Annotated in this window: 15 protein-coding genes; 7 read left to right on the top strand and 8 right to left on the bottom strand. The window is 62.6% G+C overall.

What is annotated here, in order from left to right; translation table 11 throughout:
• Nucleotides 1–453 precede the first annotated feature (453 nt).
• The 5 genes from EN804_RS31510 to EN804_RS31490 all read left to right on the top strand — a co-directional run bounded on the left by EN804_RS31510 (nucleotide 454) and on the right by EN804_RS31490 (nucleotide 4,541).
• Complete coding sequence (locus EN804_RS31510; protein ID WP_246693511.1) at nucleotides 454–1,734, top strand: tyrosine-type recombinase/integrase; 1,281 nt, start codon at nucleotides 454–456, stop codon at nucleotides 1,732–1,734.
• Between the two features lie 787 nt (nucleotides 1,735–2,521).
• Entirely contained in the window at nucleotides 2,522–2,812 is a 291-nt protein-coding gene (locus EN804_RS31505) for a hypothetical protein (protein WP_135922040.1), read from the top strand.
• Between the two features lie 569 nt (nucleotides 2,813–3,381).
• A complete protein-coding gene (locus EN804_RS31500) occupies nucleotides 3,382–3,612 on the top strand; it encodes a hypothetical protein (RefSeq protein WP_135859898.1) in 231 nt (76 codons plus the stop codon).
• Nucleotides 3,609–4,058 (top strand): hypothetical protein, encoded by a 450-nt coding sequence (locus tag EN804_RS31495; protein WP_246693510.1) that lies wholly within the window; start codon nucleotides 3,609–3,611, stop codon nucleotides 4,056–4,058. The genes EN804_RS31500 and EN804_RS31495 overlap by 4 nt, the downstream gene beginning before the upstream one ends.
• Before the next feature lie 138 nt (nucleotides 4,059–4,196).
• The gene (locus tag EN804_RS31490) at nucleotides 4,197–4,541 is read left to right on the top strand and encodes a hypothetical protein (protein WP_135922039.1); all 345 of its coding nucleotides are present in this window, start codon (nucleotides 4,197–4,199) and stop codon (nucleotides 4,539–4,541) included.
• A 28-nt stretch (nucleotides 4,542–4,569) separates the two neighbouring features.
• On the opposite strand, the gene EN804_RS31485 is transcribed toward EN804_RS31490, so the two are convergent.
• The 4 genes from EN804_RS31485 to EN804_RS31470 all read right to left on the bottom strand — a co-directional run bounded on the left by EN804_RS31485 (nucleotide 4,570) and on the right by EN804_RS31470 (nucleotide 10,033).
• On the bottom strand, nucleotides 4,570–6,189 hold the full coding sequence (locus tag EN804_RS31485; protein ID WP_127871312.1) for an ABC transporter ATP-binding protein: 1,620 nt from the start codon (nucleotides 6,187–6,189) through the stop codon (nucleotides 4,570–4,572).
• A 49-nt stretch (nucleotides 6,190–6,238) separates the two neighbouring features.
• Nucleotides 6,239–7,360: an ABC transporter permease subunit gene (locus EN804_RS31480; RefSeq protein ID WP_135922038.1), complete on the bottom strand. Its 1,122-nt coding sequence runs from the start codon at nucleotides 7,358–7,360 to the stop codon at nucleotides 6,239–6,241.
• A complete protein-coding gene (locus EN804_RS31475) occupies nucleotides 7,353–8,276 on the bottom strand; it encodes an ABC transporter permease subunit (RefSeq protein WP_127279557.1) in 924 nt (307 codons plus the stop codon). The genes EN804_RS31480 and EN804_RS31475 overlap by 8 nt, the downstream gene beginning before the upstream one ends.
• Nucleotides 8,277–8,440: 164 nt before the next feature.
• Nucleotides 8,441–10,033 carry a peptide ABC transporter substrate-binding protein gene (locus EN804_RS31470; protein ID WP_127871310.1) on the bottom strand — a complete coding sequence of 531 codons (1,593 nt, stop codon included), beginning with the start codon at nucleotides 10,031–10,033 and terminating at the stop codon, nucleotides 8,441–8,443.
• A gap of 283 nt (nucleotides 10,034–10,316) precedes the next feature.
• Between EN804_RS31470 and EN804_RS31465 the strand changes: the two genes are divergently transcribed.
• Together EN804_RS31465 and EN804_RS31460 are read left to right on the top strand one after the other, a co-directional pair.
• Nucleotides 10,317–10,763: a TadE/TadG family type IV pilus assembly protein gene (locus EN804_RS31465; protein ID WP_135922037.1), complete on the top strand. Its 447-nt coding sequence runs from the start codon at nucleotides 10,317–10,319 to the stop codon at nucleotides 10,761–10,763.
• Entirely contained in the window at nucleotides 10,764–12,533 is a 1,770-nt protein-coding gene (locus EN804_RS31460; RefSeq protein ID WP_135922036.1) for a pilus assembly protein TadG-related protein, read from the top strand.
• 28 nt (nucleotides 12,534–12,561) lie between these two features.
• Here the strand turns inward: EN804_RS31460 and EN804_RS31455 are convergent, their stop codons facing one another.
• The 4 genes from EN804_RS31455 to glgA all read right to left on the bottom strand — a co-directional run bounded on the left by EN804_RS31455 (nucleotide 12,562) and on the right by glgA (nucleotide 19,467).
• Entirely contained in the window at nucleotides 12,562–14,196 is a 1,635-nt protein-coding gene (locus EN804_RS31455) for an alpha-glucosidase family protein (protein WP_135922035.1), read from the bottom strand.
• Entirely contained in the window at nucleotides 14,196–16,193 is a 1,998-nt protein-coding gene (glgX, locus tag EN804_RS31450; protein ID WP_135922034.1) for a glycogen debranching protein GlgX, read from the bottom strand. Before glgX ends, EN804_RS31455 begins: the two co-directional genes overlap by 1 nt.
• Before the next feature lie 196 nt (nucleotides 16,194–16,389).
• Nucleotides 16,390–18,018 (bottom strand): alpha-D-glucose phosphate-specific phosphoglucomutase, encoded by a 1,629-nt coding sequence (locus EN804_RS31445; protein ID WP_135922033.1) that lies wholly within the window; start codon nucleotides 18,016–18,018, stop codon nucleotides 16,390–16,392.
• A gap of 3 nt (nucleotides 18,019–18,021) precedes the next feature.
• Nucleotides 18,022–19,467, bottom strand: coding sequence for a glycogen synthase GlgA (gene glgA / locus EN804_RS31440; RefSeq protein ID WP_135922032.1), 1,446 nt, complete (start codon nucleotides 19,465–19,467; stop codon nucleotides 18,022–18,024).
• Nucleotides 19,468–19,473 lie beyond the last annotated feature (6 nt).

The raw sequence follows: 19,473 nt of genomic DNA, 5'->3' as shown, positions 1-19,473 counted from the left end.
GACGCAGCCGATATATTCACATTCGAGCGAATACTCATCCGATCTGAAATTGACGATGGTTATTGTATGCACCGCCGATTTCTACGCCAGGGTGTCCCAATCACCGCAGAATAGATTTGATGTCATTCACACATCGCCCTTGGATCCGTACATTCCGACCGGATGATCGCCTAAGTAAGCTCTATGCGATGACGATCAGCTTGTTTTCCAATGTCTCCCCGAAAGGCAAGCAATGAGCATTACAGAGCAGTTGGACGACCGTACGCCCCTACGAATTAACATAGCTGCCGAAATCGCCTTTCCGGACGGCTCTATGGGTGCGGCAGGTCTACGAAAAGAACGAGATGCTGGCCGTCTTCAGACAGAGTTGATTGCTGGCAAGGAATACGTCACTTTGGCAGCGATCGCAGAAATGAGAGAACTATGCCGCGGACGTCGAAAGGGGCGCGCCTTGTGTGGCGCGCCGAAAGCAGAAGGGTGGACGGAAAGCTCCGCAACGCAGCCGGCTGGTTCATCCGCGACGGCGCAACCTTCCTCAGCGCTTGCGGCGGCACTGGCGAACGCGAACGCGCTGAAAAGCGGCTCGCCAGTCACATTACCGAAAAATACCGACCGGCCCGCGAGCGCGGTCGTGATTCCGCCACGGTCTCGATAGCAGACGCCGTAAGCGTATACCTTACCGACGTCGCGCCCTCGCACGCCAAGCCGAAGGAAACCGCCGAACGGCTGATCGTTGTTCTAACGTGGTTCGGCGACAAAAAAATCGGCGACATCGATGGCAAGATGTGTCGCGATTACGCCAAGGCACACGGCAAGGGCGCTGCCGCCAGGCGTCAGTTGGAGGATTTGAGAGCGGCGCTGAACCATTATCATCGCGAAGGCTACATAACTTCTGCGCCGGCAATTGTGCTGCCCGCGAAGGCAGCACCGCGCGACCGCTGGCTGACCCGCGACGAGGCAGCCGCCCTGCTTCGCGCCGCGTGGCGCATGCGCCAGTCATGGAAGGGTAGGCCAAGCGATCGTCGCACCGCACGCCACGTCGCGCGCTTCATCCTGGTCGCTCTCTACACCGGCACGCGCTCGGCCGCGATCTGCGGCGCGGCCGTCCGGCGGACGGAAGGTGCGGGACATGTCGACACCGAACGCGGCGTTTTCTACCGCCGTGCCAGCGGTCGCCGCGAGACCAAGAAGCGTCAACCGCCCGTCAGGCTGCCTGATCGCCTCCTGGCACATGTGCGCCGATGGGCGAGCACACCGCTGGAGATCAAGACCAAGGGCCGCGGAAAAAGCGCCAGCATTGGCCGCATGATCGCCCATGACTACGTGGTCGAGTGGAACGGCAAACCGGTGCAGTCGATCAAGAAGGCCTTCCGCTCGGTGGTCGAGGCAGCCGGACTTGGCTGGTATGAGGAGGTTGCGACACCGCACGGCAGCGCCCGGCGCGTCTTCCGCACAGACATCACCCCGCACGTTTTCCGCCACACGGCCGCGACCTGGCTGATGCAGCGCGGTTCCGATCCCTGGGCAGCGGCCGGATACCTCGGTATGAGCGTTCAAGTGCTCATTCAGACTTATGGCCATCATCACCCCGATTTTCAGGCCCAGGCCGCTGAGGCAATCGTCTCCAAGTCACGGATGCGAAACCTGCCCAAAACGACAGTCAGCACGCGCGCGGCACAGAAGGAAAACATTTCCAGCTACCCCACAGTTACCCCACAGATATACCGGAAATAAACGTGAACATTGGCCTTCAGACGACACCAGAAATGGCGGAAATCCGGGCTTTTGCTGCCTAACCCGCCCGTTCGGGACGAGGGGGTCGCAGGTTCAAATCCTGCCACTCCGACCAGAAAAACAATGTATTAGCGCATCCCGACTTTGGCGCAATCGGCGATTCACCTGATAGGCCTGCGTCCAGGCTGATGCCTTTTCCCTCAGCGCGGGGAACGGACACGAAATCCCTTTCCTCGCATGACGCATGAGCAACGAGGTTCCTGCATCGTGCCGGTCAATCTGCGGGGAGTGTTCGCGGCGTCGCTGCCACGGATCACACTCCGACAGGGCATGGCGCGCGGCGCCTAACGGAGGCCGAAGAAGCTCAATATCGCAATGACGATGACCACCGCTCCAACGAGCCAAATGATATTGTTCATAGTCTCTCTCCTGTTGCCTGGTGAGCCCGCGCCTCTGGCGGAGGACACGGGCCGATCAGCCTTTGCCGACTGATCTTCAGCAGACCTCAATTGTGATGCCTGCCGCGGAGATAGAACAGTTAGACCCTCCTAATGTTCCGCAGCCTGAGTGAAACCGTAGAGAACGCGATGCCGCGACTAGCCGTGGCATGAGGATGGCTAGGGGGCGGTGGCTAAATGTTGCGGTTTTTTGCATTCCTGGCCAGCGACGCCATAGCCGCCCTTCGACCTGCCGCACGTCCCCGCCTGTCCCAGGGAAACCCGGAACCAAAGGGGTCAGCGGCAGTTGTATCCAACGAAGGGCTAATCAAGGCAATGGAGAAATTGCAGTGAAAACAATGATCATGTGCGCTTTGGCGTTTTCGATGGGATTGCCCGCTTTGGCTTCGGCCGCCGAGGCGGACGTTGTCGTCACGACCCATCATCGACATCACAACCACGTCAGGATCATCAACGAGGAAGGTCAGCGGCTTCATCACCGTCACCACGGAACGATTGCGTTCTACGACCATGGTCGCCGGCATCATTATCGGCAGGATCGGGATGCCGTTGTCGTCACCGGCTCCATCTCCACCCACCGTCACCACCACCCGGTGGTGATCGAAAACGGCGGTTACTGATTACCGACTGGTGGCCCGGCTCTCGATCAAGCCTGGCCACCAGATGACTTTCCCGGGCACGCTATGCGCGGCTGAAAATCCAGGCGCAGTGGACCGTGCCAGTCCTGAATACCTCATCACCGCTGGTAAGTTATGGAAGCTCGGCTCGGGTCAGGCAATTTTCCCGACGCTGGCCAGTCCAGCCAGGGTTTGTGCCAAATCCAGGGTTCGCTCGCCACTTGGAAGAGCGAGCGAACCCTGTCAGCGCAGGAAGGGACTGGACTGCGCCGATGTGCGAGGAGGTTAGCCGAGGACTATTGCAGCCACCATGAAAGTGATGGCCATCGCGAAGATCGGTGCGAGCAACCAACGCGCCTGGTCAACACTCTTCTTCCTCCCACAATCTGCTAGCGGACAAACGGCGGCAAACAGCGGCCGTACCGGGCTCCGCGCCCGGCAAGACCATTGCGTCCTGGTGCAAGACTTAAGTCCCGCGCCTTACCAGACCGAAGCCCTAACCGGGAACGTTTGCCCGCGCTCCAAGTTCGGTTGATTGGGCGCGAGGACCATCAAAAAACGAGACGGAATAAATGACCAGCACAATCTCGAATCGTGAAGACGCAAGATCCGATATCTTGCAGCTGCGCGTGGCAGACCTCCGGAGCAGGATGCGCAACGCGCGGATCACCGAGGGCGAAATCAAGACCTTCCAAAAGGTCGCGGCGGTAATGGAGGACGGTCAAGGCCGGATCGATGGCGACGACTTGATCGCCGCATCCTTCGTTACCGACGCGCTGACGGACACGACACGTCCTGAATGACCATGCCAACAATCAGCAGGCTTTTTGAATCCCATCCCGAAGCGACCCGGATCGCCGGCGACCTTTTGGCGGCCGGGGTTCCGCGCGTACAGATCGCCATTATCGGGCCTTACCACGACGAAATCGGTGTCCTGAAGTCTCCGGCAGTCATGCTTGGCGCTGCCGCCGGGCTGTTGGCGTGCCTGGGCGCTTTTGCTGCTTACGGCATCAATCCTTTCGCAACCGGGCTGTCGGCGATGGCCCTGACAGGCACGTTCTGCGGCTGCGCCCTCGGCGGCTTGCTCGGACCCTTGGTCGCGACCGCCAGAAGGCCGGAGCGCCGCAGTGTCGGCGAAGGGATCGTGCTGGTGACAGCCCATGTCGATGACAACGCGGCCGACATTGCCCAAATGGTGCTCGGCGGCGGTTGTGTCCCCATGGCCGGATTGGCCGCCGAAGCAGCGTAAGAATTTTCGACGACAGTGAGACGGGCCGGTAACCAGCGCAGAGCCGGCCGGCCGGTCAAACTTTGACGAAATGGGCATCCGCGCTAGTTTGACCGACGAATATGAGGGGGGCCGGCACACGGCGAACCGGACGCGAATATGAATTTGATCTCAACAACAGGGTCAGCACCGGTTCTTCTGGCTGCCATGCTCCTGGTTGGCGGATGCGGGACGATCGGCGGAAGGGCCGATCCGGCCAAATACGAGAGCATGAGCTGCACGGAGCTTAACAGCGCCGTGGGAAGCAACGCGAGCGACATCTCGCAAACCGCGATCACCCGCGGCAAGGTCGCCAACACCAGCGTGCCGCGCTGGCTGCTTGGCGGGTCGCGCGTGAAGACGGCGGTCGCCAATCGTGAAACGGCCAGGATCGACCGGTTGAAGCAACAGCAGGATGCCGCTGTCGCGGTGCGCGCGCGCAAGTGCGACGGCTCGGCCGACTGAGCGAACGGGCCTCACCTGCAGCGGCTTATCACGCGCTCAACCGGAACCGCGTGACGTCGATCGCGGCGTTCATCAGCGTCTGCGTATAAGGCGCTTGCGGGTTGCTGAAGATCGCCTCGGTCGGTCCCTCCTCGACGATCTTGCCCTGCTTCATGACGATGATGTAGTCGGCCATGGCGCGCACCACCGCGAGATCGTGGCTGATGAACAGGTAGGAGAGTTCGTGGTCGGCCTGAAGTTTGCGCAGCAATTCCACGATCTGTTTCTGCACCGAGCGGTCGAGCGCCGAGGTCGGCTCGTCCAGCACGACCATCTTGGGCTTCAGGATCATGGCGCGGGCAATGGCGATGCGTTGCCGTTGTCCGCCGGAAAATTCGTGCGGGTAGCGGTTGCGGGCGTTGGGATCGAGGCCGACTTCGCGCAGCGCCTCGACCGCGCGCTGGTCGCGCTGCTTTCCCGAAAGGTTCGGTTCATGCACCAGCAGCCCTTCGGTGATGACCTGGCCGACGGTCATGCGTGGCGACAGCGAGCCGAAGGGATCCTGGAAGACGAGCTGCATCTGGCGCCGCAGCGGCCGCATCTGCTGCCGGTCGGCCGTGGAAATGTCGCGATCGCCGAACCGGATGAGCCCATCGCTCGGCAACAGCCGCAGCAAGGCGCGGCCGAGCGTCGATTTGCCCGATCCGGATTCGCCGACGATGCCGATGGTCTGGTTGCGTTGCAACCGGATCGAGATGTGATCGACAGCCCGCAGCATCAGGGGTTCGCCGGCCAGGAACCCGCCGCCGATCCTGAATGTGACTTCGACGTTCCTGCCTTCGAGCACCACGGGCGCGTTGGCGGGCGGAGGTGCCTTGGTCCCCGTCGGCTCGGCCGCCAGCAGCATCTTGGTGTAGGCATGCTGCGGGTTGGCGAAGATCGCTTCCGCCGCGCCTTCCTCGACGACCTCTCCCTGGCGCATGACATAGACCCGGTCGGCGAAGCGCCGCACGATGCCGAGGTCGTGGGTGATGAAGACGATCGCCATGCCGAGCTTGCGCTGCAGCTCGGCCAGAAGCATCAGGATCTGTGCCTGGATGGTCACGTCGAGGGCCGTCGTCGGTTCGTCGGCGATCAGGATGTCGGGGTCGTTGGCGAGCGCCATGGCGATCATCACGCGCTGGCGCTGGCCGCCGGACATCTCGTGCGGATAGGATTTCATCCGCCGTTCCGGATCGGGAATATGGACGAGCCGCAGCAGCTTGAGCGCCTCTTCACGCGCTTCGGCGGCGCTCAGGCCGCGATGCCTGCGGATCGGCTCCATCAGCTGGTTGCCGATCGAATAAAGCGGATCTAGCGAGGTCATCGGTTCCTGGAAGATCATGCTGATCTTGCGGCCGCGGACCTTGTTCAGCTCGGACTTGCTCAATGTGAGCAAATTGCGGCCGCGATAATCGACATGGCCCGACGCTTCGCCGTTGGAGGCCAGCAGGCTCATCGCCGCCATCATCGTCTGGCTCTTGCCGGAGCCGGATTCGCCCACGACTGCGACGGTTTCGCCGGCATTGACATGGATGTTGATGCCCTTGACCGCTTCGACGGCACCGTCGAGCGTGCGGAAGCGCACGCGCAGGTCCTTGACGCTGAGGATCGTTTCGGGAGTGGCCATGTCAGCGATCCCCATTTTATCTATCCCCATTTTTTACCGATCCCAATCTTTATCGATCTCTTGGGTCGAGCGCGTCGCGCAGGCCGTCGCCGACGAAATTCAGGGCGAACAGCGTCGAGACGAGGAAGAAGGCGGGAAACAGGAGCAGCCAGTTGGCGGTGCCGATGTTCTTGGCGCCGACGGAGATCAGCACGCCCCAGCTGGTCATCGGCTCCTGGATGCCGAGGCCGAGGAACGACAGGAAGCTCTCCAGGATGATGACCTGCGGCACCAGCAGGGTCATGTAGATCACCACGGGGCCAAGCAGGTTGGGGATGACATGGCGCAGCAGGATGCCGCGCTGGCCGATGCCCATGGCTTCCGCCGCCTGGACATATTCCTGCCGGCGGATCGACAGCGCCTGCCCGCGCACGATGCGCGCCATGTCGAGCCACAGCACGGCACCGACCGCCAGGAACATCAGCACGAAGTTGCGGCCGAAGAACACCACCAGCATGATGACGAAGAAGATGAACGGCAAGGAATAGAGCACGTCGACGATGCGCATCATCACCTCGTCGACCTTGCCGCCGGAAAAGCCGGCGGCGGCGCCATAGATCACACCGATCACCACCGCAACGATGCCGGCGAGCAGGCCGATGGCAAGCGAGATGCGCCCGGCCATCAGCGTGCGCGACAACAGATCACGGCCAGTGTTGTCGGTTCCGAACAGGAAATACTGCTGCTTGACCGATGCGCTCATCGTCACTTCGAGGCCGTCGGGGGACTTGCTCTCTATCTTGGTGTCGTCGAAGGCATCGGAACGGTCGAGGTAGCGGATGTTGCGGTCGTCGATCGGCTTGGTCGACTTGACCGTGACGAAGACCTGGCTCCCTTCCTGGTGCCACTCCTTGATGTCGACCCGCATGCGTTTGATCGCTTCGGCAAGCGCCGTCTCGATCATATCGGGTTTCGGGTAGGCCGACAGGCTTGGCGGCATGCGCACATAGTCGGCGTAGATGGTCGTGTATTGATGCGGCACGAACCAGGGGCCAAAGACGCTGACGACACCGATCAGAATGAGGTAGTAGAGGCTGAACATGGCGGCGCGATTGGCCTTGAGGCGCGCCCAGGCATCGCCCCAAAGCGAGCGACCAACGATGGCGGGAGCCGTGGCCGTGATGTCAGTCATAGCGCACCCTCGGGTCGACGACCGCGTACATGACGTCGACGATCAGGTTGAAGACGATGGTGAAAATGGCGATCACCACCACCGTTCCCATCACCAGTGTGTAATCGCGGTTGAGCGCGGCATCGACGAAATAGCGGCCTACTCCGGGAATGGAGAAGATCGTCTCGACGATGACCGAGCCGGTCAGCAGTGCCGCCGCAGCCGGACCGGTGAAGGAGACGATCGGCAGGATGGCGCCGCGCAGCGCGTGCTTGACCACCACCGACCAGTCGGAGAGGCCGAGCGCGCGCGCCGTTCGGATATGATGGGATCGCAGCGATTCGATCATCGAGCCGCGCATCAGGCGCGCAACGATGGCGATCTGCGGCAAGGCAAGTGTCAGCACCGGGCCGACCTTGTTGATGAAGGCGCCGTCGCCCCAGCCACCGATCGGCAACAGCCTCCAGGTCAGCCCGAAAAGGAGCTGGATCACCGGCGCGATGACGAAGGTGGGGATGGTGCTGCCGGCGGTCGCCAGGGCGATCACCGTATAGTCGCCAAGCTTGTTCTGGTTAAGCGCGGCAATGGTGCCGAGCACGCTGCCGAGCAACAGCGCCAGGATCAGCGCCGAGGCACCGAGCTGGACGGAAATGGGCAGGCCCTTGGCAAACAGTTCGGTGACGGTGAAATCCGGCATGTTGTAGCTCGGGCCGAAATTGCCGCGCAGCAGATTGCCGAGATAGTGGACATATTGCAGCCAGAGCGGATCGTTGAGGCCGAACTGGGCTTCAAGATTGGCCTTGATCTCGGGGCTCAGACCCCGCTCCTGGTTGAACGGACCGCCTGGCGCGACGCGCATCAGGAAGAACGCCATCGTCACGATGACGAACAGCGTCGGGATGGCGGTCAAAAGCCGCCGGAATACGTATCGCAGCATCGGTGCCCCGCTTGATCCAGAGCACGCCCGTCCACTCGGACGATTGCGCTCCAGCCTTCAAATCTTCGCACCGAACTTTCCGAAAATCGATTCCGCTTCCCGAGCCGATGCGATGGCAAACCAGCGCCGCCGCGCATTCGGTTGCGCGGCGGCTTGGCCAGGGATCAGTCCTTGCTGACGAAGCGCGACGGATGCACGTCCATCACATTGTCGACGAAGCCATGCAGCTTCGAGGAAACGATATCGTGGTAGCTGTAGTAGAGAAGCGGGATCTGGCCGACATCGTCGATGAGGATGCGCTCGGCCGCGGAGAGATCCTTCATGCGCTCTTCGGGCTTGCCGCCGGCGGCCGCGGCCTTGTCCATTGCCGCTTCGTATTGCGGGCTGTTGTAGTTCGAATAGTTGTTGCCGCTGGCCTTGCGCGTGATGCCGAGGAAGGTTTCCGGATCCTTGTAGTCGGCGATCCAGGCGGCACGCGCCACGTCATAGTCGCCCTTCTGCTCGAGGAAGGAGTAGTGGGTCTTGGTGTCGGTGTTGAGCAGCGTGACGTCGACGCCTAGCGGCTTCAGCTGTTCCTGGATCGCCACTGCCGTGTTCTTATGGTTTTCCGAGGTGTTGTAGCGGATCTCCATCTTCAGCGGATGCTCGGGCGTGTAGCCAAGCTTCTCGAGGATTTTCTTGGCGGCGTCCTCGCGGTCGATCTGCGGCATGTCGGCGTATTTGGCCATTGCGGGCGTGTAGCCCTCGATGCCGGGAGGCACCATCGAATAGCCGGGCAGCATCGAGTTCTGCCAGACCTTTTCGGCGATGAAGTCACGGTCGATCGCCATCGAGATGGCGTTGCGCAGCTCCGGATTGTTCCACGGCGCCTTGTCGGTCTTGATCGCATAGTAGTAGGTGCCGAGATACGGTCCGACATGGATCTGGTCGCCGAACTTGGTCTTGAGGTCGGCCAGCTGTTCGGTCGGCAGATCGTCATAGCTGTCGAGTTCGCCGGCCTCGAAGCGCTTCATCGCCGACGAACGATCTTCGGTCGGGATGTAGTTGACTACGTCGAACTTGACGGTCGCGGCGTCCCAGAATTTCGGATTCTTGACCAGTTTCATGTGGTCGTTGGGAACCCATTCGGCGAGCGTATAGGCGCCGTTCGAAACCAGTTTGCCGGGCTTGATCCAGTCGGCGCCGAGCTTTTCAATCGAGGCCTTGCTCACCGGATAGGTCGCCTGATGGGTCAGCATCTCCAGGAAGTACGGCGTCGGCGCCTTCAAGGACACTTCCAGGGTGTTGGCGTCGATCGCCTTGACGCCCATGTCTTCCGGCTTGCCCTTCTTGGTGTTGACGTCCTCCGCGCCCTTCACCGGATACAGCATCGAGGCGTATTCCGCGCCGGTCGCCGGATCCTCCAGCCGGTGGAAGGCATAGACGAAGTCGTCCGCCGTCACCGGGCTGCCATCCGACCACATGCCGTCCTTGCGCAGCTTGAAGGTATAGACCGTGCCGTCATCCGATACCGTCCAGCTTTCGGCGGCGCCCGGAATGAGGTTGGCCTTCTCATCCTGCATGACCAGTCCCTGGAACAGGTCACGCAGCACGTTGGCTTCATAGACCGTCGAGGTCTTGTGTGGGTCGACCGATTCGGATTCAGCGGCGGTGCCCCTGTTATAGACGGTCTCGGCGAAGGCTGGCGTCAAGAACGTACCGGCAGCCAAGGTCATGGTCGTGGCGAACACCGTCGCCTTCAGCATGTTTTTCAGCATGAAGTTCTCCCTGTCGGCGCTGCCATCGGCGCGCCTTTACGTGTTGACGCCCCGGAACCGATGTCTGGCTCCTTTGAGCGCGCCGCCGGTTCCCTCCGGCGGCTGGTGGCAGGAGACTAGACAGGAGGTCAGATCTTTTCAACCGAGTACTGATTGACCCTAAGTCAAGCCTCATGATTGCAGAAGAAATGACTAAATTAGAGAGTCTTCTTCAATCGAGCACATCCTTTGGTTGCGTCCAGAGTTTTCGCTTTCTGCATGCGAACTTGGGCATGGTGGAGCCATGGTTCACAACCTCATTTCCAAGGTCCGAAGGCGCCAGTTCCGAACAGACAATTCGGGAACTTCAGCGGTCGAGTTCGCCCTGCTGTCGCCGCTCTTCATGCTTCTCTTGCTCGGGATGGTTGCGTACGGCATCTATTTTGGCGCCGCCAATTCGATCCAGCAAATTGCAGCCGACGCCGCCCGGACGGCTATCGCCGGGGTGAACCAGACCGAGCGCCAGACGCTCGTGGCCAGCTACCTCGCCAACAACGCCGGCGGTTACCCCTTTGTGGACGCCAGCAAACTGACCTATCAGGCCAATGACAGTGTGGCCGACGGAAGCCAGTTCGTGGTGTCCATCTCGTACGATGCCCACAACCTGCCGATCTGGAATCTGTTCCCGGGCATAGCCATGCCAGGGACGACCATCCAGCGTCAGTCAACGATCAGGGTCGGGGGTATCTGAATGCAACTGCGGGCGGGCAAGGGCATCGGCCGGCTTGCATGGTCGATGATGGGGGACAGGAAGGCGAACTTCGCCGTCATGACCGCATTGAGCGCGCCGGTCGCGCTGGCCCTGGCCGCGGTGGCGATAGACGAGGCCTCCATCTACACCGAGCGCCGGGAAGCCCAGGCGATAGTCGACCTGGCAGCGATCACCGCCGCCTCGAACATCAACAACGTCAACACAGCGGTCGTCACCACGCTCACCGACAACGGCATGCCGGGTGTCGTTGTTCAAGCTTCGGGCCAGACCATCCCGGCGGCCACCGGGAAGACGGTGGTGACGGTTACGCAAGGCCGATATGCCTCATCGACCGCCAATGTCAGCCAGCGCTTCCAGGCGGGCGTGACGCCTTACAATGCCGTCCGGGTGACTTTGGCTAAGATCCCCAAACGCTACTTCGCAAGCTCGCTGATCCCCACTCCCGTCATCGGCACCCAAGCCACCGCCAGCATGACGCCGCAGGCGACATTCTCGGTAGGGTCGAGATTGCTCAGCGTCAATGGCGGCATCCTCAACGCACTTTTGAGCGGACTTCTCGGCGGCAACATCTCGCTCAGCGTCATGGATTACAACGGACTGATCTCGGCCGACGTAAGCGTGCTTTCCTTCGTCAGTGCGCTCGGCACACAACTGAACATCACGGCCGGCACCTATTCCGACGTTCTGGCCTCGAAGGCGACCGTCGGCCAGATCGCTACTGCCATGGCCAATGTTCCTGGCCTCGGCAATACCGCAAAGGTCGCCTTGCAGACCATCGCCTCCAAGTCGACCAGCACCGTCAAGATCCCACTCAGCAGTCTTGTCGACCTTGGTTCCGTCGGCAGCCTGGGCCTCGGGCAACAGCCGTCCGGCCTTGGCGTAGACGCAAGCGCCATGGGAATGCTGACAGCGGCCGCCGTACTCGCCAACGGCACCAACCAGGCCGCGATCGATCTCGGCGCCACCATCCCGGGGCTGCTCTCCACCAAGCTCAGCATCGCCATTGGGGAGCCGATGCAATCCTCGCCCTGGCTGGCCATCGATGGCATCGGCACCGTCGTGCGGACCGCCCAGACGCGCATCAAGCTGACGGCCTCCGTCGGTGTCGGCACGCCGAGCCTGGCCGGCGGCATCAGCCTGCTTGCCGTCAATCTGCCGCTCAATGTGGAAGTCGCCTATGCCGAGGCCAAGCTGACCGACATAAGCTGTCCGACAGGGCCGTCCAGCATCAATGTCTCCATCGCCGCGCACCCCGGCATTGCGCGTTTGAACCTGGCCAACAGCAACAACCCGTCCGGCTTCGCCGATTTCAGCCAGCCGCAGACCTTCACCGACGCCGAGATCGCCGATGTGAGTCTGAAGCTCCTGCTGATCAACATCCCGCTGATTCAGGTGATGGGTTCGGCCGCGACCGCGATCACCAACAACAGCCCGCAGACCTTGACCTTCAACGCAACCGACATCGCCAACAAGACGATCAAGACCGTTTCGACGCGAAACATCTCGCAGTCGCTCACCACGTCGCTGGTCAACAACCTGTCGCTTTCGGTCAATGCGCTTGGTTTGGGCATCGATCTGACCGCCCTGCTTGGAACGGTCAAACCGGCAGTGGTGGCCCTGCTCAACACCGTAACGGCGCCCGTCGACGATTTGCTCTACAATGTGCTTTCAGCCCTGGGCGTCGGTGTCGGCCAGGCCGACGTGCGCGTCACCGGTGCGACCTGCGGACGGGCAGTGCTCGTTCAGTAGGACCGCTTGGCCGCAACCGAAGCGCCGATCAGCCGAGCCGACCGAGGAAGCAACCGAGAGCCGGCAGCGAGAGCGCGTTTTCCTCGACAGCCGTGGTACCGCCCAGGACAGCCGCGACGGTTCCGATATCAGGCAGCAAGGGCCACGTCGCCGGCTCCCCGGCGAAATTGAAGACACAGAGCAGCCTCTCCCCGTCTCCTTCGCGGATGAAGGCGAGCATGTCTCCCTCGGCGTCGAGAAAACGGATCGAACCACCGACCAGTGCCGGGTGCTGTCTGCGCAAGGCAAGCGTGGAGCGGTAGACCGACAGCACCGATTGCTCCTCGCCGTTCTGCACATCCGCCGCACGGGAGCGATGGCTTGCCGGCACGGGCAGCCATGGTTTTGCGGTGGAAAAGCCCGCATTGTCGGCCCTGACCTCCCAGACCATCGGCGTGCGGCAGCCGTCCCTGCCCTTCACGCCGGGCCAGAAACGGATGCCGACGGGATCGCGCAAATCCTCATAGGCAAGCTCCGCTTCCTCAAGGCCGAGTTCTTCGCCCTGATAGAGGCAGATCGAGCCGCGCAGGCAGGCGAGCAGCATGATCGAGAATTTGGCCACCAGATCGGGATCGCCATCCGGCCGCGTCCAGCGGCTGACATGGCGCACGACGTCATGGTTGGAGAAGGCCCAGCAGACCCAGCCGTCGGCAACCGCATGCTCAAACGCCTCGACGCAGCCACGCACATGCGCCGCCGAAAATTGCGAGCCGAGCAAATCGAACGTGTAGCTCATCTGAAGCTTGTCGCCGCCGGAGGTGTAGGCTGCGAGCGTCTGCAGCGAGCGGCCTTCATCGCCGATCTCGCCGACGGCGGCGCGGTCGCCATATTCGTCGAGCAACGCGCGGAAGCGCCTGAGGAACGCCAGGTTTTCGGGCTGCGTCTTGTCGAACAGATGCTCCTGATAGAGGTAGGTGTTGGTTTCTGTGTTGGTGCCGGCAACGCTCGAAGCCAAGGGCGGATTGCTGCGCAGCCAGCGGTCGTGGACATAGTAATTGACCGTGTCGAGCCGGAAGCCGTCGACACCGCGCTCCAGCCAGAACCGCACCGTGTCCAGCAACGCGTCCTGGACTTCCGGATTGTGGAAATTGAGATCCGGCTGCGAGGCGAGGAAATTGTGCATGTAATATTGGCGACGGGTCGCGTCCCACTCCCAGGATGGCCCCCCGAAGACCGACAGCCAATTGTTGGGCGCGCCGCCGTCGGGCCTGGCGTCGGCCCAGACGTACCAGTCGGCCTTGGCGGTGTCGCGGCTGGCGCGACTTTCGATGAACCATTCATGCTTGTCGGATGAATGCGACAGCACCTGGTCGATGATGATTTTCAGGCCGAGCCGATGCGCTTCGGCGACCAGCGCGTCGAAATCCGCCAACGTGCCGAACATCGGGTCGACGTCGCAGTAGTCCGATACGTCATAGCCCATGTCGGCCATGGGCGACTTGAAGAAGGGCGACAGCCAAACAGCGTCGACGCCGAGGGAGGCGATATGGGCGAGCCTTGCCGTAATACCTTTGAGATCGCCGCTGCCATCGCCGGTCGTGTCCTGGAAAGAGCGCGGATAGATCTGATAGATGACGCAGCCTCGCCACCACTCGGCTCCCTGCCTGGCATTGTCGTCGGCCATTACGAACCCTTCCCGGCGCCACCGTTTCCGGTCCGGCCCTCGATCATGAAATTGACGCTGCGGCCCGGCAGCGGGCGCAGGAGGTCGATCGCCTGTGTCTCGATTGCCGGGCGCCACTGGAAGCCATCGCGCGCCGGCAAGGTGAAGACGCATTGGCGGCGGTCACCATTGATCATGACGGCAAGCCTGCCATCCTCGCCGCCAAGCAGCATGACAAGGCGATGCCGGCTGGAGTCGTTCCAGTCGGTCTCTGCGAGCGGCTCACCCGTCTCGGTCAGCCAGGCGACGTCGGGAACGCCTGAAGCCTCGACCGGTTCTCCGGCCAGGAAACGTGTGTCCGACAGTGCCGGCACCGCCTGGCGAAGCGCTGCAAGCGCCGATGCGTAACGCTCCAGCGCCTGATCGCGGCCTGTCCAGTCAAGCCAGGTAATGGCGTTGTCCTGCGCATAGGCGTTGTTGTTGCCTTGCTGCGTTCTGCCGAATTCGTCGCCTGCCGTCAGCATGATGGTGCCGCGCGAGGCGAACAGCGTGGCGAGCAGTGCGCGTTGGTCGTCGAAGCGCGCCTTGATGATCGCTGCCTCGTTCGTGTCTCCCTCGACGCCATTGTTCCAGGACAGGTTGTCGTTATGGCCGTCGCGGTTCTGCTCGCCATTGTCGGCGTTGTGTTTGCGCTCGTAGGCGACGATGTCGGCCAGCGTCATGCCGTCATGGGCGGCGATGAAGTTCACGCTGCGGCTTGCCGGCTCCCCTGCCCTGTTGAACACGTCGGACGAACCGGCAAGGCGCGTGGCGAGAGTGCCGACCATGCCGGCATCGCCGCGCCAGAAGCGTCTGACATCGTCGCGGTAGCGATCGTTCCACTCGAGGAACGGTGGCCGAAAATTGCCCAGTTGATAGCCGTTTGCCCCGATATCCCAAGGCTCGGCGATCAGCACGCGGTCGCAAAGCACCGGATCATGAGCAATGGCCCGGAGCAGCGGCGCTTCTGGATCGAACAGACCATCGAACCGGCCCAGCACCGGAGCCAGATCGAACCGGAAGCCGTCGACGCCAGCCTGGCGCACGAAATGACGGAGCGTGTCGAGCACCATTTCGCGCACCACCGGATGGTCGCAAGCGATGGTGTTGCCGGTGCCGGTGTCATTGACCAGCCCTCCATCCGGCCGGTGCCGATAGTAGGCCTGGTTGTCGAGGCCGCGCAGCGAGAGCGTCGGCCCCAGCCTGTCGCTTTCGCCAGTATGGTTGAAGACGAGGTCGAGAATGGTGCCGATACCAACCCGGCGCAGCGCTGTGACCGTGTCCTGTAATTCCGTCAGGCCGCCGGGCGCGAGGCGAGGGTCGAGCGCCATGAAGGTGACGGGATTGTAGCCCCAGGCGTTGCTCAAGCCCAGCGGCGGCAGATGCCGCTCGTCGATCGACGCCGTCACCGGCATCAATTCGACGGCGGAGACGCCGAGCTTTTGCAGATGCTCGATGATGGCCGGATGGGCAAGTGCGGCGATCGTGCCGCGCTGTTCTTGCGGCACATCCGGGTGGAGCTTGGTGAAGGCGCGGACATTCAGTTCGTAGATCAGGCCGCCCGGACGAAAAAGCGGCGGCAGGATCGGTGGGGCCGCGGGCAAGGCCTTGGCCACGGTCTTGGGCATCAGCGACGCGGTGTCGGCACCCTCATTGCGCCGCGCGGCGAGCCGCCAGTGATAGGCATAGGGCCGGTCGACTTCGGCGGCATAAGGATCGGTCAGCAGCTTGTCGGGGTCGAACCACAGCCCACGCTCGGGTGCATAGTCGCCATCGGCACGAAAGCCGTAGCGGCTGCCGGCGGCGAGACCCGCGACGAGCAGGGCGTAAAAACCCTCGCCTTCGGGCTGGAGTTCAAGCCGCTCGATTTCGTGGTCGCCGGTTTCATCGAAGATCGACACCCAGAGCCGCCGCGCCGACGACGACCAGGCGGCGAAGCGGATGCCTTCGCTGGTGATGGCGGCGCCGAGATTGTTCACGCGAGCGCCTTCCCTTCTCCCCTTGTGGGAGAAGGTGGATCGGCGCGCACCGCCGAGACGGATGAGGGGTGTTGGAAGGAATGAGGCATCGGTGTCCCGGGCGCCGGTTTGCGCCAAGCTGGAGCACCCCTCATCCGTCGCCTTCGGCGACACCTTCTCCCACAAGGGGAGAAGGGGGAGTCGCGCCTCCCCACCCTCAAGTAATCACGCTCGGTTTGTCGCGGCCGGTGTGGCTCTTGATCCCGGCAATGTCGTCGGCGGCGGCGATGAGATCGGCGAGCGCCTCCTGCGTGTCGAGATCGTGCCTCGACTTGTCCGGCTCGTAGCGCTCGATATAGACGCGCAGGGTCGCGCCCGAGGTGCCGGTCCCGGAGAGGCGGAAGACGACGCGTGAGCCGCCTTCGAACAGCACCCTTATGCCCTGGTGCTCGCTGGTCGAGCCGTCGACCGGGTCGTGATAGGCAAAATCGTCGGCATTGGCGATCTTCAGGCCGCGCACGCTGGTGCCGGGCAGCGAGCCGAGCTTGGCCCTGAGTTCGTCGACCAGCGCATTGGCGCGGTCGCTCTCCACCTCTTCATAGTCATGCCGCGAATAGTAATTGCGCCCATAGGCCGCCCAGTGCTCGGTGACGATCTGCTTGCAGCTTTCGCCGCGCGCGGCGAGGATGTTGAGCCACAGGAGCACCGCCCACAGACCGTCCTTTTCGCGGACATGGTTGGAGCCGGTGCCGGCACTTTCCTCACCGCAGATCGTCGCCATGCCGGCGTCGAGCAGATTGCCGAAGAACTTCCAGCCGGTCGGCGTCTCGTAAATGCCGATGCCGAGCTTGTGAGCGACGCGGTCGGCGGCACCGCTGGTCGGCATCGAGCGGGCGATGCCCTTCAGCCCGTCCTTGTAGCCGGGCGCCAGGCGGGCATTGGCGGCAAGCATGGCGACCGAATCCGACGGGGTGACGAAAATGCCCTTGCCGATGATCAAATTGCGGTCGCCGTCGCCGTCGGAGGCGGCGCCGAAATCCGGCGCGTCCGGCCCCATCATCTCGTCATAGAGGTGCTTGGCATGGACAAGGTTGGGATCGGGGTGATGGCCGCCGAAATCGGGCAGCGGCTTGAAATTGCGGCAGGTGCCGTTCGGTGCGCCGAGCCGGTGTTCGAGGATTTCCTTGGCGTAGGGTCCGGTCACCGCATGCATGGCGTCGAAGCGCATGCGAAAGCCCGACTTGAACAGTTTGCGCAACGCGTCGAAATCGAACAGGCTCTCCATCAGTTCGGCATAGTCGGTGACCGGATCGATGATCTCTACGGTCATGCCGCCGGCCTTGACGGTGCCGACCGTATCGATGTCGATTGGATCGATGTCGGCGATCTTGAAGCTCGAAATCGCCTTGGTCTTGGCAAAGATGGCGTCGGTCAGCTTTTCCGGCGCCGGGCCGCCATTGCCGGCATTGTACTTGATGCCAAAATCCTCATGCGGGCCGCCGGGATTATGGCTGGCCGACAGGATGATGCCGCCGAAGGTCTTGTATTTGCGGATGACATGCGAGGCCGCGGGCGTCGACAATATGCCGCCCTGCCCTACCATCACCTTGCCGAAGCCGTTGGCGGCGGCCATGGCAATGGCCTTCTGGATGACCTCGCGGTTGTAGAAGCGGCCATCGCCGCCGATGACCAGGGTCTTGCCGGCAAATCCGTCGAGCGCGTCGAAGATCGACTGGATGAAGTTCTCGGCATAGTGCTCCTGCTGGAACACTGGCACCTTCTTGCGCAGTCCCGACGTGCCGGGCTTCTGATCGGAATAGGGCTTGGTGGGGACGGTGCGTATCATGCTTCAGGCAACCCTTTTCGAAAGCAGCAGGCGATAGAGTTCGACGTATTTTTCGGCGCTTCGATCCCACGACACATCGGTCTTCATGCCCTGGCGCTGGATGGTCTCGAAGGTTGCGGAACTGGCGTGGGCGTCGGCCAAGCGGCGGATGGCGTGCAGCAGCGCGCCGCCATTGTTGGGGGCAAACTGGAAGCCGGTCGCCACGCCGGCTGCAATCGCCGCTTCGTTGGCGTCGATGATGGTGTCGGCGAGGCCGCCGGTGCGCGCGACGACCGGCACGCAGCCATAGCGCAGGCCGTAAAGCTGCGTCAGCCCGCAAGGTTCGAAGCGCGAAGGGATGACGATGGCGTCGCAGCCGCCCTGCATGATGTGCGACAGCCCCTCGTCATAGCCGACGACCACACCGATGCGGCCACGGTGGCGTGCGGCGGCCGCCAGCAGCGCGCCTTCGAGGCCGGCGTCGCCCGAGCCGAGGATAGCCAGCCTGGCGCCTGTCGCAACGATGCCGTCGATCACCGTCGCCAATATGTCCATGCCCTTCTGCCAGGTCAGCCGGCTGACGACACAGACAATCGGGCTGCCGTCGCGGTCGAGACCGAAACGGTCCTCGACGGCCGCCCTGTTGGGCGCGCGGGCCTTCAACGTTTCGGCCGTATAGGTCGACACCAGATGTCTATCGGTTGCTGGATCCCAGATGGCGGTGTCGATGCCGTTGACGATGCCATGGAGATCGCTTGAACGCATGTTGATGAGACCATCGAGGCCCATGCCGAATTCCGGTGAACGGATCTCCTGCGCATAGGTCGGGCTCACCGTGGTGATTGCCCAGGCCGCCTGCAGACCCGACTTGAGGAAGCCGACGCCGCCATAATATTCGACGCCGTCAAGCGCCATCGCCGCGGCCGGCAGACCGAGTTCGCCGAAGATGCCGGCGCCGAACTGACCCTGGAAGGCGAGATTGTGGACGGTCATCATTGATGGCGTGCCAACCGCCTTGCCGTAACGCATATAAGCCAGCGTCATCGCCGACTGCCAGTCATGGGCATGCACGATGTCAGGCAGGTAGCCCGAAATGGCGCCGCCGGCGATATCGGCGCCGGCCTGGCTCAGCGCCGCGAAGCGCCGCCAATTGTCCGGCCAATCCGCGCCCGAGGCGTTGCCATAGGGGCCGCCGGGGCGGTCGAACAGATGCGGCGCGTCGAGCACGAACAAATCGAGCCCGGCGACCTCGACGGCATGGATCGCGGCCTTGCCGCCTTGCAACAAGGGGTATTGGTAGACGGCCTTCTTTTTCTTGAAGGCGCCCATCACCACCGGAAAACCCGGAATGAGCGTGCGCATGGTCACGCCCTTGGCCGCGAGCGCGATCGGCAGCGCCCCGGTTACGTCGGCAAGCCCGCCGGTCTTGATCAGCGGGAAGATTTCGGGCGTGACCGACAGAACATGCATGCGCCT

This window comes from Mesorhizobium sp. M8A.F.Ca.ET.161.01.1.1 (genome assembly GCF_004792105.1).
Lineage (GTDB): Bacteria > Pseudomonadota > Alphaproteobacteria > Rhizobiales > Rhizobiaceae > Mesorhizobium.
Note: the sequence above shows the minus strand (reverse complement) of the source record. Positions and strands in the feature narration are given on the sequence as shown.

What these genes read in the sequence shown, in the direction of transcription:
- EN804_RS31500 (WP_135859898.1), top strand. Translation starts at nt 3,382, where the DNA reads ATGACCAGCACAATCTCGAATCGTGAAGACGCAAGATCCGATATCTTG.
- EN804_RS31495 (WP_246693510.1), top strand. Translation starts at nt 3,609, where the DNA reads ATGACCATGCCAACAATCAGCAGGCTTTTTGAATCCCATCCCGAAGCG.
- EN804_RS31490 (WP_135922039.1), top strand. Translation starts at nt 4,197, where the DNA reads ATGAATTTGATCTCAACAACAGGGTCAGCACCGGTTCTTCTGGCTGCC.
- EN804_RS31485 (WP_127871312.1), bottom strand. Translation starts at nt 6,189, where the DNA reads ATGGCCACTCCCGAAACGATCCTCAGCGTCAAGGACCTGCGCGTGCGC.
- EN804_RS31480 (WP_135922038.1), bottom strand. Translation starts at nt 7,360, where the DNA reads ATGACTGACATCACGGCCACGGCTCCCGCCATCGTTGGTCGCTCGCTT.
- EN804_RS31475 (WP_127279557.1), bottom strand. Translation starts at nt 8,276, where the DNA reads ATGCTGCGATACGTATTCCGGCGGCTTTTGACCGCCATCCCGACGCTG.
- EN804_RS31470 (WP_127871310.1), bottom strand. Translation starts at nt 10,033, where the DNA reads ATGCTGAAAAACATGCTGAAGGCGACGGTGTTCGCCACGACCATGACC.
- EN804_RS31465 (WP_135922037.1), top strand. Translation starts at nt 10,317, where the DNA reads ATGGTTCACAACCTCATTTCCAAGGTCCGAAGGCGCCAGTTCCGAACA.
- EN804_RS31460 (WP_135922036.1), top strand. Translation starts at nt 10,764, where the DNA reads ATGCAACTGCGGGCGGGCAAGGGCATCGGCCGGCTTGCATGGTCGATG.
- EN804_RS31455 (WP_135922035.1), bottom strand. Translation starts at nt 14,196, where the DNA reads ATGGCCGACGACAATGCCAGGCAGGGAGCCGAGTGGTGGCGAGGCTGC.
- EN804_RS31445 (WP_135922033.1), bottom strand. Translation starts at nt 18,018, where the DNA reads ATGATACGCACCGTCCCCACCAAGCCCTATTCCGATCAGAAGCCCGGC.
- glgA (WP_135922032.1), bottom strand. Translation starts at nt 19,467, where the DNA reads ATGCATGTTCTGTCGGTCACGCCCGAAATCTTCCCGCTGATCAAGACC.